11 protein-coding genes are annotated in these 12,274 nt (G+C 65.6%); all 11 read left to right on the top strand.

Annotated features, from left to right (window positions below):
* Window positions 1-38: 38 nt before the first annotated feature.
* The 11 genes from PVE35_RS24660 to PVE35_RS24710 all read left to right on the top strand — a co-directional run bounded on the left by PVE35_RS24660 (window position 39) and on the right by PVE35_RS24710 (window position 12,126).
* Window positions 39-542: a hypothetical protein gene (locus tag PVE35_RS24660; RefSeq protein ID WP_277373278.1), complete on the top strand. Its 504-nt coding sequence runs from the start codon at window positions 39-41 to the stop codon at window positions 540-542.
* A gap of 72 nt (window positions 543-614) precedes the next feature.
* Window positions 615-1,676, top strand: coding sequence for a PA0069 family radical SAM protein (locus tag PVE35_RS24665; protein WP_277373279.1), 1,062 nt, complete (start codon window positions 615-617; stop codon window positions 1,674-1,676).
* A 61-nt stretch (window positions 1,677-1,737) separates the two neighbouring features.
* Entirely contained in the window at window positions 1,738-2,643 is a 906-nt protein-coding gene (locus PVE35_RS24670) for an AraC family transcriptional regulator (RefSeq protein ID WP_268179902.1), read from the top strand.
* Window positions 2,644-2,870: 227 nt separating this feature from the next.
* Complete coding sequence (locus PVE35_RS24675) at window positions 2,871-4,181, top strand: sugar ABC transporter substrate-binding protein (protein WP_277373280.1); 1,311 nt, start codon at window positions 2,871-2,873, stop codon at window positions 4,179-4,181.
* 156 nt (window positions 4,182-4,337) lie between these two features.
* The gene (locus PVE35_RS24680; protein ID WP_277374933.1) at window positions 4,338-5,270 is read left to right on the top strand and encodes a sugar ABC transporter permease; all 933 of its coding nucleotides are present in this window, start codon (window positions 4,338-4,340) and stop codon (window positions 5,268-5,270) included.
* 10 nt (window positions 5,271-5,280) lie between these two features.
* Window positions 5,281-6,114: a carbohydrate ABC transporter permease gene (locus PVE35_RS24685; RefSeq protein ID WP_277373281.1), complete on the top strand. Its 834-nt coding sequence runs from the start codon at window positions 5,281-5,283 to the stop codon at window positions 6,112-6,114.
* 15 nt (window positions 6,115-6,129) lie between these two features.
* Complete coding sequence (gene ugpC, locus PVE35_RS24690) at window positions 6,130-7,233, top strand: sn-glycerol-3-phosphate ABC transporter ATP-binding protein UgpC (protein ID WP_277373282.1); 1,104 nt, start codon at window positions 6,130-6,132, stop codon at window positions 7,231-7,233.
* Between the two features lie 26 nt (window positions 7,234-7,259).
* A complete protein-coding gene (locus PVE35_RS24695; protein WP_277373283.1) occupies window positions 7,260-8,735 on the top strand; it encodes a mannitol dehydrogenase family protein in 1,476 nt (491 codons plus the stop codon).
* Between the two features lie 2 nt (window positions 8,736-8,737).
* Window positions 8,738-10,237: a xylulokinase gene (gene xylB, locus PVE35_RS24700; protein ID WP_277373284.1), complete on the top strand. Its 1,500-nt coding sequence runs from the start codon at window positions 8,738-8,740 to the stop codon at window positions 10,235-10,237.
* A 28-nt stretch (window positions 10,238-10,265) separates the two neighbouring features.
* Window positions 10,266-11,213: a carbohydrate kinase gene (locus tag PVE35_RS24705; RefSeq protein WP_277373285.1), complete on the top strand. Its 948-nt coding sequence runs from the start codon at window positions 10,266-10,268 to the stop codon at window positions 11,211-11,213.
* Window positions 11,214-11,397: 184 nt separating this feature from the next.
* A complete protein-coding gene (locus PVE35_RS24710; protein ID WP_277373286.1) occupies window positions 11,398-12,126 on the top strand; it encodes a carbonic anhydrase in 729 nt (242 codons plus the stop codon).
* Window positions 12,127-12,274: the final 148 nt, after the last annotated feature.

Raw genomic sequence — 12,274 nt, forward strand, 5'->3', positions numbered from 1 at the left:
TAGCGTGCAGGGCGTCGATCACCCTCACAAGGATGTCCATGCGCACGCTCGCACACCTGATCGCCGCGGCCCTGCTCGGTGCCGCGCCGCTCGCCATCGCCACCGATTTCGGCCCCTCGATCTACGCCGGGATGACCGCCCGCTTCGATACCGCCACCACGTCGCCCTACCAGAACCCGGAGCCCGAACTGCGCGTCCTGCTGCAGTCGCAGAAGGCCTATGGCAGCCGCAACCACTTCTGCATGGTCGGCTATCGCTGGCCGGATGGCATGCAGTTCGCCTCCGTGCACTGGCGCGAGGGCGGTCTGATCCTGCGCTGGCATGGCGGCAGCGACTGGTCTGACGATGAATTCGAGTGGTATCTGAACAAGGCCATCGATCTGCAGACCGGCGTGATCGACGCCGATGATCCGCAGGGCAGCACCTTCCTCGTCACCCGTCGTGACGCCAACGGTACCCTGGAAGACTGCCGCCGCCATGGCCGCCAGTACCTGATCGAGCCGTTCACGCCGCCGCCTCCACCTGTCGAGGAGGACGACTGAGCGACGCTCAGCACTGGCGCGGATCGATCAATCCATATACTGTTCATCCATACAGTATATGGAGCGTTTCCCATGGCCCTGAATCTGCCCACGCGCGGTCGCGGTACCGCCAGCAACCCACACAACCGCTATGCGCCGACCCGCTCGGAGCAGGAAGACGACGGCTGGTATCAGGACGAAACCCCACCAAGCCGCGCCACCGAGGTGCGCAAGGAGAAGGCGAAGACGGCGATCACCCGCAACGACTCGCCGGACGTCGGCTTCGACCGCTCGGTGAACCCCTACCGTGGCTGTGAGCACGGCTGCATCTACTGCTTCGCCCGCCCTTCCCATGCCTACTGGGACATGTCGCCGGGCATCGACTTCGAGACCCGCCTGATCGCCAAGACCAACCTGGCCGAGCGCCTGGAAGAACAGTTGCAGAAGCCGGGCTACGTGCCGCAGCCCATCGCCCTGGGCATCAACACCGATGCCTACCAGCCCATCGAGCGCGAACAGCGCCTGACCCGCCAGGCGCTGGAGATCCTGCTGCGCTACAAGCACCCGCTGAGCATCATCACCAAGGGCTCGCTGATCCTGCGCGACCTCGACCTGCTCAGCGAGCTGGCCAGCCACAACCTGGTCAGTGTCGCCTTCAGCCTGACCACCCTGGACGACGAGCTCAAACGCATCATGGAGCCGCGTACCGCCGCCCCGGCCGCCCGCCTGCGCGCCATGCGCACGCTGCATGAAGCCGGGGTGCCGGTGAGCGTGATGTGCGCGCCGATGATCCCCATGATCAACGACATGGAACTGGAAGCGTTGCTCGAAGCCGCTGCCGATGCCGGCGCACGCTCGGCCGGCTACGTGCTGCTGCGCCTGCCGCTGGAAATCGCCGGTTTGTTCGAGGAGTGGTTGCAGGTGCATTTCCCCGAGCGCGCCGCCCATGTCATGAGCCTGATCCGCCAGAGCCGCGGCGGCAAGAACTACGACAGCCGCTTCGGCAGCCGCATGCGCGGCGAGGGCCAGTTCGCCGGGCTGCTGGCCCAGCGCTTTCGCCTGGCACGGCGCAAGCTCGGCCTGGACAAGCGCGAGCGCGTGGTGCTGGACTGTTCACAGTTCTGCCCGCCGGGGCTGCAATTGAGCCTGCTATGACTTGGCGTCCGCCGTCGATATGTTAAAACGTCGCAATACGAGGCATTGAGCGACGCAGCCCATGACCCGCACCTCCCGCGTAGCCGACCCGTCCTACGAGCTGATGGACGACCACGAAGGCCATTCGCTGATCTACCGTCAGCACGGCTTTCCTTCGCCGCTGGTGCGCTGGCATTTTCACAAGGAATACGAGCTGCACCTGATCGTCGCCAGCTCGGGCAAGGTGTTCATCGGCGACTACATCGGCAACTTCTCTCCCTACACCCTGTTCCTCACCGGCCCCGGTCTGCCGCACAACTGGATCAGCCAGGTCGCGGACGGCGAGGTGGTGCAGACCCGCGACATGCTGGTCAACTTCACCGACGAGGTGCTGGAAAGCGGCAGCGCGGTGTTCGCCGAGCTCAAGACCCTGCAGCCCTTGCTGGCGCGCGCGCAGTTCGGCATCGAGTTCCGCGACCCGCAGGTGATCCGCGAAGCCGCCGTGCTGCTGCGCAGGATCGCAGACAGCCAGGGCATCACCCGCCTGGGGCATTTCTTCATCCTCATGGAGCTGCTGGCCGCCAGCGAGGACTACCAGTTGCTCTCGACCCTGACCTCTTCGGAACTGGGCGACGAACAGCATGTCGAGCGCATCAACCGCGCGGTGGACTACATCTTCCAGCACTACGCCCAGGGCATCGGCCAGGAGGAGGTGGCCGAATACTTGGGCATGACCCCCACCTACTTCTCGCGCTTCTTCAAGCAGGCCACCGGGCGCGGCTTCGTCGAGTTCGTCAACCGCCTGCGGGTGAGCAAGTCCTGCGAGCTGCTGAGCCAGAGCGACAAGCCGGTGACCGAGGTGTGCTTCGAGTCCGGCTTCGGCAACATCTCCAACTTCAACCGCCGCTTCCAGCAGCTCAAGGGCATGACGCCCTCGGGTTATCGCAAGCTGGTGGTACAACGCCTGACCGAGCAAAACCTGTACTGAATCGGCCACGGCCTTCTCCTGCAACCTCCTCTTCAAGCCCAGTGCCAGGCAGATTCGTCTGCCGTCCGGGCAGTTTTTCCCTGCTCATCGAGTGCAAAAAAGTATCGGTCGCTGTGCGCTCAAGGATTTGTTCGCTCGCCCTTGCGGGGGTGTAATCCGGCCCGAGCGAAACAAAAACAATAGCGTTCTTCCGTAGCCGCCCCGGCGCGGAAGAGGAGTTCACAAGCATGAACCACTCGATCAAGGCCCTGGTGGCCACCTCTTGCCTGTCCTTCGCCGTGCTTGCTCAGGGCGCCGAAACCCTGACCATCGCCACGGTCAACAACAGCGACATGATCCGCATGCAGCGGCTGGCCAAGACCTTCGAGCAGCAGCACCCGGACATCAAGCTCAAGTGGGTGGTGCTCGAAGAGAACGTGCTGCGCCAGCGCCTGACCACCGATATCGCCACCCAGGGCGGCCAGTTCGACGTGCTCACCATCGGCATGTACGAAGCGGCGCTGTGGGGCGAGAAAGGCTGGCTGGCGCCGATGACCGGGCTGCCGGCCGACTACGACCTCGACGACGTGTTCCCTTCGGTGCGCGAAGGCCTGTCCGCCAAGGGCACGCTGTATGCCCTGCCGTTCTACGCCGAAGCCTCGATCACCTATTACCGCAAGGATCTGTTCGAGCAGGCCGGCCTGACGATGCCGGAGCAGCCGACCTGGGAGCAGATCGCCGAATTCGCCGGCAAGCTGCACCAGCCGGACAAGGGCATCTATGGTCTGTGCCTGCGCGGCAAGGCCGGCTGGGGCGAGAACATGGCGCTGATCACCACCCTGGCCAATGCCTTCGGCGCCCGCTGGTTCGACGAGCAATGGCAGCCGGAATTCACTGGCAGCGAGTGGAAGAACGCGCTGAACTTCTATGTCGACAACATGAAGAAGTACGGCCCGCCCGGCGCCTCCAGCAACGGCTTCAACGAGAACCTGGCGCTGTTCAACAGTGGCAAGTGCGCACAGTGGGTCGATGCCAGCGTGGCCGGCTCCTTCGTCACCGACAGCTCGCAGAGCAAGGTGGCCGACTCGGTAGGCTTCACCTTCGCCCCCACCCAGGTCACCGACAAGGGCGCTTCCTGGTTGTATTCCTGGGCCTTGGCGATTCCCACCAGCTCCAAGGCCAAGGACGCCGCCAAGACCTTCGCCGCCTGGGCCACCTCCAAGGACTACGCCAAGCTGGTGGCCGACACCGACGGCGTGGCCAACGTGCCGCCGGGTACCCGTGCCTCCACCTACAGCGAGGCCTACATGCAGGCGGCGCCATTCGCCAAGGTCACCCTGGATTCGCTGAAGAAGGCCGACCCGGCCAACCCCAGCGCCAAGCCGGTGCCCTACGTCGGCATCCAGCTAGTGACCATTCCCGAGTTCCAGGCCATCGGCACCAGTGTCGGCAAGCTGTTCGCCGCCGCGCTCACCGGGCAGATGCAGCCGGAGCAAGCGCTGCAGGCGGCGCAGCAGAGCACCGAGCGGGAAATGAAGCGCGCCGGGTATCCGAAGTAAGCAAGCCGCCGTCCCGCAGGGTGGGTTAGCGCCGCCATTCGCCAAGTATGTAGGGTGAACAACGCGAAGCTTGTCCACCGCTCTATGTCGCCAATGGTGGACAAAAAGAGCGTTGCCCACCCTACGTTTCACCACGACACCGCCCTCGGAGGCATGATGAACTCTCCGGCCATCGACTCACCCACAACGCAGGTCAGCACGCCAGGCGGGCGCAAGCCGCGGCGCCTGGCGCCAGGCTGGTTCCTGGTCAGCCCTTCGGTGCTTCTGCTGCTGATCTGGATGATCGTGCCGCTGGGCATGACGGTGTATTTCTCGCTGATCCGCTACAACCTGCTCTACCCCGGCGAGAACGGTTTCGTCGGCCTGGAGAACTTCGAGTACTTCGTCACCGATGCCGCCTTCCTCTCCGGCGCCGGCAATACCCTGTTGCTGGTGGGCAGCGTGCTGGCGATCAGCGTGGTGTTCGGGGTTCTGATTTCCGCGCTGCTGGAGGCCAGCGAGTTCTTCGGCCGCGGCATCGTGCGGGTGCTGCTGATCTCGCCATTCTTCATCATGCCCACGGTCAGCGCGCTGTTGTGGAAGAACCTGATCTTCCATCCGGTGTCGGGGATTCTCGCCGCCGTCTGGCAGTTCTTCGGCGCCCAGCCGGTGGACTGGCTGGCGCACCACCCCATGTTCTCGATCATCCTGATCGTGTCCTGGCAGTGGCTGCCGTTCGCCATCCTGATCCTGATGACCGCCATGCAATCGCTGGATCAGGAGCAGAAGGAAGCCGCGCGCCTCGACGGCGCCGGCCCCATCGCCATCTTCTGGCACCTCACCCTGCCGCACCTGGCGCGGCCGATCGCGGTGGTGGTGATGATCGAGACCATCTTCCTGCTCTCGGTGTTCGCCGAGATCTACACCACCACCAGCGGCGGCCCCGGCTACGAATCCACCAATCTGGCCTACCTGATCTACACCCAGGCGCTGCTGCAGTTCGACGTCGGCATGGCCTCGGCCGGCGGGCTGATCGCGGTGGTCATCGCCAACATCGCCGCCATCGTGCTGATCCGCATGATCGGCAAGAACCTGACCGAACGGCAGTGAGGAGCGCAGCATGCTGACCCTGAAACAGTCCCGGCGCCTGCACAGCCTGGTCATCGGCCTCCTGGCCTGGGCCATCGCCGCGCTGATCTTCTTCCCGATCTTCTGGATGGTGCTGACCAGCCTGAAGACCGAGATCGACGCCTTCGCCACGCCGCCGCAGTTCATCTTCACCCCGACGCTGGAGAACTACCTGCACATCAACGAGCGCAGCGACTACTTCGCCTTCGCCTGGAACTCGGTGCTGATCTCCGTCTCGGCGACGCTGCTGGGCATGCTCCTGGCGGTGCCGGCCGCCTATTCCATGGCCTTCTTCGAGACGCGCCACACCAAGCGCACGCTGCTGTGGATGCTGTCCACCAAGATGCTGCCGCCGGTGGGCGTGCTGGTGCCGATCTACCTGCTGGCCAAACAGTTCGGCCTGCTCGATTCGCGCCTGGCGCTGATCATCATCTACACCCTGATCAACCTGCCGATCCTGGTATGGATGGTGTACACCTACTTCAAGGACATCCCCGTGGACATCCTCGAAGCGGCGCGCCTGGACGGCGCCACCACCTGGCAGGAGATCGTCCGCGTGCTGCTGCCGATCGCCCGCGGCGGCCTGGCCTCGACCATGCTGCTGTCGCTGATCCTGTGCTGGAACGAGGCCTTCTGGTCGCTCAACCTGACCAGCTCCGCCGCCGCCCCGCTGACCGCCCTGGTGGCCTCCTACTCCAGCCCCGAAGGCCTGTTCTGGGCCAAGCTTTCCGCCGTCTCGACCCTGGCCTGCGCGCCCATCCTGATCTTCGGCTGGATCAGCCAAAAACAACTGGTACGCGGCCTGTCCTTCGGCGCGGTGAAATAACGGGAGAACTCCGACATGGCTGATCTGAAGATCCGCAATCTGCAAAAAGGCTTCGACGGCACGGCGATCATCCAGGGCGTCGACCTGGATATCCGCGACCGCGAATTCGTGGTGTTCGTCGGCCCCTCGGGCTGCGGCAAATCCACCCTGCTGCGCCTGATCGCCGGGCTGGAAGAGGTCAGCAGCGGCCATATCGAACTCGATGGCCAGGACATCACCGATACTGCGCCGGCCAAACGCGACCTGGCCATGGTGTTCCAGACCTACGCGCTGTACCCGCACATGACCGTGCGCAAGAACCTGTCCTTCGCCCTCGACCTGGCTCGGGTGGGCAAGCAGGAAGTCGCAGCCAAGGTGGCCAACGCCGCGCGCATCCTGCAACTGGAGGCGCTGCTCGAACGCAAGCCCAGGCAGCTCTCCGGCGGCCAGCGCCAGCGCGTGGCCATCGGCCGCGCCATCGTGCGCAACCCGAAGATCTTCCTGTTCGACGAGCCGCTGTCCAACCTCGACGCCGCCCTGCGCGTGCAGACCCGCCTGGAGCTGGCGCGGCTGCACAAGGAACTGCAGGCCACCATGATCTACGTGACCCACGACCAGGTCGAAGCCATGACCCTGGCCGACAAGGTGGTGGTGCTCAATGGCGGCCGTGTCGAGCAGGTGGGCTCGCCGCTGGAGCTCTATCACCACCCGGCCAACCTGTTCGTCGCCGGTTTTCTCGGCACGCCGAAGATGGGCTTTCTGCGCGGCACCCTGCACAAGGCCCAGGACGATAGCTGCGAGGTGCAACTGGAATGCGGCGCGCAACTGAGGCTGCCGCTGTCCGCCACCGGCCTCGAGGTCGGCAGCGCGGTGACCCTGGGGGTGCGCCCCGAGCACCTCAATCTGGTCGGCGAGGGTGCCGGGCGCCTGCAGGTGAGCGCCGACGTCAGCGAGCGCCTGGGCAGCGACACCTTCTGCCATGTGCGCTGCGCCTCGGGCGAGATGCTCACGGTGCGCGTGCGTGGTGACTTCGCCCCGCGTTATGGCGAGACGCTGAAGCTGGATTTCGACCCGGCGCACTGCCACCTCTTCGACGCCGATGGCCAGGCCGTCGCCAAACCCTTGCAGCAGGCCGCCTGACGCCACTTCATGACGGGATCATCCAGATGAAACTCAATCGCCAGCAGCTTTCCCAGCTTGGCGGCGCCGTCGCGCTGCCGCAATACGACCCGCGAACGCTCCGCAACGGCATCGCCCATATCGGCGTCGGCGGCTTTCACCGCGCCCACCAGGCGGTCTACACCGACGCCCTGATGAACCGCGGCCAAGCCCTGGACTGGGGCATCTGCGGGGTCGGCGTGCGCAGCGAAGACCGTGCCATGCGCGACGCCCTGGCCAGCCAGGACTTTCTCTACACCCTGGTGGAACTGGGCGACGAACCGAACCTGCCGGTGCGGGTGATCGGCGCCATCACCGACATGCTGCTGATCGAGGAATCGCCGCAAGCGCTGATCGACAAGCTGGCCGACCCGGCCATCCGCATCGTCTCGCTGACCATCACCGAAGGCGGCTATTGCATTGACGACAGCACGGGAGAATTTCTCGCCGAGCTGCCGGCCATCGCCCACGACCTGCGCCACCCCGAGTCGCCGCGCAGCGTGTTCGGCCTGCTCTGCGCCGCCCTGGCCAAGCGCCGCGCCGCCGGCATTCCGGCCTTCACTCTGATGTCCTGCGATAACCTGCCGCACAACGGCGAGGTCACGCGCAAGGCGCTGCTGGCCTTCGCCCACCTGGCCGACCATGAGCTGGCCACCTGGATCGACCATCACGTGAGCTTCCCCAACGCCATGGTCGACCGCATCACGCCAATGACCAGCGCCGCCCACCGCCAGCAACTGGCCGAGCAGCACGGCGTCGAGGACGCCTGGCCGGTGGTCTGCGAGCCCTTCGTGCAATGGGTGCTGGAAGACAGGTTCGTCAACGGCCGCCCAGCCTGGGAAGAGGTGGGCGTGCAGTTCACCGACGACGTCACGCCCTATGAGGAGATGAAGATCAAGCTGCTCAACGGCAGCCACCTGGCGCTGACCTACCTGGGCTTTCTCAAGGGCTATCGCTACGTTCACGAGACCATGAACGACCCGCTGCTGCGCCGCTACGTGCGCACCTTCATGGATCTCGACGTAACGCCACAACTGGCGCCGGTGCCGGGCATCGACCTGCACGTCTACAAGGACACGCTGATCGAGCGCTTCTCCAACCAGGCCATCGCCGATCAACTGGAGCGGGTCTGCTCGGACGGCTCGTCGAAGTTTCCCAAGTTCATCGTGCCCACCCTCAACCGCCTGATCGAGGACGGTCGGCCACTGGAACGCGCTGCGCTGGTGGTCGCGGCCTGGGCGCTGTACCTCAAGGGCGTCGACGAGAACGGCGCGCACTATCGCATCCCCGACCCACGCGCCGAGTTCTGCCAGGCACTGGTAGCCGATGACGACCAGGTGCGCCAGCGGGTGCTCGGCGTCGAGACGATCTTCGGTACGGCGATACCGCAGTCGGCAGCCTTCGTCGCAGCCTTCGAGCTGTGTTACGACAGCCTGCGCAAGCTCGGTGTGACCCGCACCCTGCAGACCCTGCTGGGCGATTGAGCATGTACCTCGGTATCGATTGCGGCACCCAGGGCACCAAGGCCCTGGTGCTGGATGCCGGCAGCGGCCAGGTGCTCGGCGCCGGCAGCGCCAGCCATAGCCTGCACAGCGGCGCCAATGGCCGTCGCGAACAGCAGCCGCAACAGTGGCTGGAAGCTTTCGAGCAGGCGACCCGACAGGCGCTGGCGGCTGCGGGCATCGGCGGCGAGCGGATTCTCGGCATTGGCGTGTCCGGCCAGCAGCATGGCCTGGTGCTGCTCGACGAACAGGGCGACGTGCTGCGCCCGGCCAAGCTCTGGTGCGACACCGAATCGACCCCGGAAAACCAGCGCCTGCTCGCTCATCTCGGCGGCGAGGCAGGCTCGCTGCAACGCCTGGGCGTGGCCATCGCACCAGGCTATACGGTATCCAAGCTGCTCTGGACCAAGGAGCAGCACCCCGATGCATTCGCCCGTATCGCCCATATCCTGCTGCCCCACGACTACCTCAATCACTGGCTCACCGGCCGCGCCTGCAGCGAGTACGGCGACGCCTCCGGCACCGGGTATTTCGATGTGCGTACACGCACCTGGGATACCGAACTGCTGAGCTTCATCGACCCCAGCGGGCGCCTGCGCAAGGCGCTGCCAGAGCTGATCGAGCCGGATCAGCCGGCGGGCCGCATCCGCCCGCAGATCGCCCGGCAACTGGGTCTGAACCCGGAGGCGGTGGTGGCCAGCGGTGGTGGCGACAACATGCTGGGCGCCATCGGCACCGGCAATATCCGCCCCGGCGCCATCACCATGAGCCTGGGCACCTCTGGCACGCTCTACGCCTACAGCGACCAGCCGACGGTCAGCCCGCACGCCCAGGTGGCCACCTTCTGCTCATCCAGCGGTGGCTGGCTGCCGCTGATCTGCACCATGAACCTGACCAACGCCACCGGGCTGATCCAGCAATTGCTGGAACTGGACATCCAGACCTTCGGCGAACTGGTCGAACACGCCCCCATCGGTGCCGAGGGATTGCTGTTGCTGCCCTTCTTCAACGGCGAACGGGTACCGGCCCTGCCCCGCTCGCGCGCCAGCCTGCTGGGCATGGACAGCGATAACCTGACCCGCGCCAACCTGTGCCGGGCGGTGGTCGAAGGCACCGCCTTCGGCCTGCGCTATGGCCTCGACCTGCTGCGCGCCAGCGGCTTGCAGAGCGAGACCATCCGCCTGATCGGTGGCGCGGCGAAGAGCCCGGTATGGCGCCAGGTAATCGCCGATATCATGGGCACCCCGCTGGTCTGCCCGCAGCACACCGAAGCCGCAGCTCTGGGCGCTGCAATTCAAGCGGCCTGGTGCCTGACGCCGGGCAGCGACCGCCAGGCGCAACTGGCCGCGCTGTGCGAGCGCTGCGTGCATCTGGATGCCAGCACCCAGACACAGCCCGACCCGGCGCGCACGGCGCAGTACGAGGGGGTCTATCAACGTTATCGCGAGCAGGTCAGCCGACTCGCCGAAAATACACCGGCGTGAAAACGCCACGACGCTAGAGGAGATGCCTATGTACCTGGTCTGTGGCGAAGCGCTGTTCGACGTGTTCATCCAGAATGACGGCGAGCGCAGCAACGAGCTGGCCTTCAAGGCCATCGCTGGCGGCTCGCCGTTCAACGTGGCAGTCGGCCTGCGCCGGTTGGGCTGCGACTCGGCGCTGTTCACCGGGATTTCCTCGGATACGCTCGGCCAGCGCCTGCGCCAGGTGCTGGATGAAGAAGGCGTGAGCGATACCTACCTGATCGCCAGCGAGGCACCGACCACCCTGGCCATGGTCGGCCTGGACGCTGCCGGCTCGCCGCATTACAGCTTTCGTGGCGAAGGCTGCGCCGACCGCCAGCTACTGGCCGAGCATCTGCCGGCCCTGACGGCACAGATACGCGGCCTGCACCTCGGCTCCTTCTCCCTGGTGGTGGAGCCGGTGGCCAGTACGCTGCTGGCGTTGGTGGAGCGCGAGCATGACCGGCGCCTGATCAGCCTCGACCCCAACGTGCGCCTCGGCCCGGCGCCGGATATCGCCCGCTGGCGCGAGCGCATCGAAACCTTCGCCCGCTACGCGCACCTGATCAAGGTCAGCGAGGAAGACCTGCAATTGCTCTACCCCGAACGCGACCCGCAGGCGGTCGCGGCAAGCTGGCGCACCGAGCGCTGCCAACTGGTGTTCCTCACCCATGGCAGCGCAGGCGCCAGTGTGCATAGCCGCCACGGGCAGTGGTCGGTACCGGCCGTGGCCGTGGCTACCCGCGACACCGTCGGCGCCGGCGATACCTTCCAGGCCGCGCTGCTCAGCTATCTGGCACGGCACCGGCTGGACAGCCCCGAGGCGCTGGCGACCCTGAGCCGCGAGCAGATCGACGCCATGCTGCGCCTGGCCATCGAGGCCGCCGCACTGACCTGCGCCCGGGTCGGCCCCGACCTGCCCTACCTGCATGAACTGGAGCGGCAAAGCGCCCGTTGATCCGAGTAACCTGCAGCGCAGCGCTCCTGTTCCACTACACTGCCCTGGCGACACAAGCGGGACGTGGCGGAAAGCGACCAGTTGTCGTACCGGCTGCGCAAGACGCAACTGGGCGTGTGACTCGCACAGCGCAGAGGCTGTCGTTCTAGCAGCGTATTTTTCAGATAACCCAGAGATTCAGGGCATGCCTTACAAACATCAGGTGATTCCGCTGCAGACCCATGAGGGCAACGAAACCGCCGAGCAGGCGCTGCGAAATATCGTCGATGGCTTCAAGCGCTTTCGCACCGAGGTGTTTCCCCAGCAGGAAGAACTGTTCAAGAAGCTCGCCACCGCGCAGAACCCACGCGCCATGTTCATCACCTGCGCCGACTCGCGCGTGGTGCCGGAGCTGATCACCCAGAGCTCGCCGGGCGACCTGTTCGTCAACCGCAACGTGGGTAACGTGGTGCCGGCCTACGGGCAGATGATGGGTGGCGTTTCCACCGCCATCGAATATGCGGTGCTGGCCCTGGGCGTGCAGCATATCGTCGTTTGCGGCCACTCCGACTGCGGCGCGATGAAGGCGGTGCTCAACCCGCAGTCGCTGGAAAACATGCCCACGGTCAAGGCCTGGCTGCGCCATGCCGAAGTAGCTCGCACCGTGGTGGCGGAAAACTGCAACTGCAGCGACGACAAGGAAGCCCTGGCCATCCTCACCGAAGAGAACGTGGTGGCCCAGCTCAACCACCTGTGCACCCACCCCTCGGTGGCGGCCAAACTGGCACGCGGCCAACTGTTCATCCATGGCTGGGTCTACGACATCGAAACCAGCCAGATCAAGGCCTACGACGCCGAGCTGGGCAGCTTCCTGCCACTCGATGGCGACCAGGTGCCGATGGCCACGCCACGCGCGCGCTTCGCGCAAAGTTGAAACGAGACGGCCGGAGCCTTGTGCGCTCCGGCCGATGGAAGGGAAAGGGCCATGCCCCGCGCCAGCGGTGCTGATCGCCCGCGCCGTGCTCGCGCACCTGGGGCATGGCCAGAGAACTGATGCGCTGGGCGTGGCAACCACGCCCATG

This window comes from Pseudomonas sp. AA-38, from assembly GCF_029457475.1.
Classification (GTDB): Bacteria; Pseudomonadota; Gammaproteobacteria; order Pseudomonadales; family Pseudomonadaceae; genus Aquipseudomonas.

Excerpts from the sequence above, each read along its gene's own strand:
- PVE35_RS24660 (WP_277373278.1), top strand. The coding sequence starts at position 39 with ATGCGCACGCTCGCACACCTGATCGCCGCGGCCCTGCTCGGTGCCGCG.
- PVE35_RS24665 (WP_277373279.1), top strand. The coding sequence starts at position 615 with ATGGCCCTGAATCTGCCCACGCGCGGTCGCGGTACCGCCAGCAACCCA.
- PVE35_RS24670 (WP_268179902.1), top strand. The coding sequence starts at position 1,738 with ATGACCCGCACCTCCCGCGTAGCCGACCCGTCCTACGAGCTGATGGAC.
- PVE35_RS24675 (WP_277373280.1), top strand. The coding sequence starts at position 2,871 with ATGAACCACTCGATCAAGGCCCTGGTGGCCACCTCTTGCCTGTCCTTC.
- PVE35_RS24680 (WP_277374933.1), top strand. The coding sequence starts at position 4,338 with ATGAACTCTCCGGCCATCGACTCACCCACAACGCAGGTCAGCACGCCA.
- PVE35_RS24685 (WP_277373281.1), top strand. The coding sequence starts at position 5,281 with ATGCTGACCCTGAAACAGTCCCGGCGCCTGCACAGCCTGGTCATCGGC.
- ugpC (WP_277373282.1), top strand. The coding sequence starts at position 6,130 with ATGGCTGATCTGAAGATCCGCAATCTGCAAAAAGGCTTCGACGGCACG.
- PVE35_RS24695 (WP_277373283.1), top strand. The coding sequence starts at position 7,260 with ATGAAACTCAATCGCCAGCAGCTTTCCCAGCTTGGCGGCGCCGTCGCG.
- xylB (WP_277373284.1), top strand. The coding sequence starts at position 8,738 with ATGTACCTCGGTATCGATTGCGGCACCCAGGGCACCAAGGCCCTGGTG.
- PVE35_RS24705 (WP_277373285.1), top strand. The coding sequence starts at position 10,266 with ATGTACCTGGTCTGTGGCGAAGCGCTGTTCGACGTGTTCATCCAGAAT.
- PVE35_RS24710 (WP_277373286.1), top strand. The coding sequence starts at position 11,398 with ATGCCTTACAAACATCAGGTGATTCCGCTGCAGACCCATGAGGGCAAC.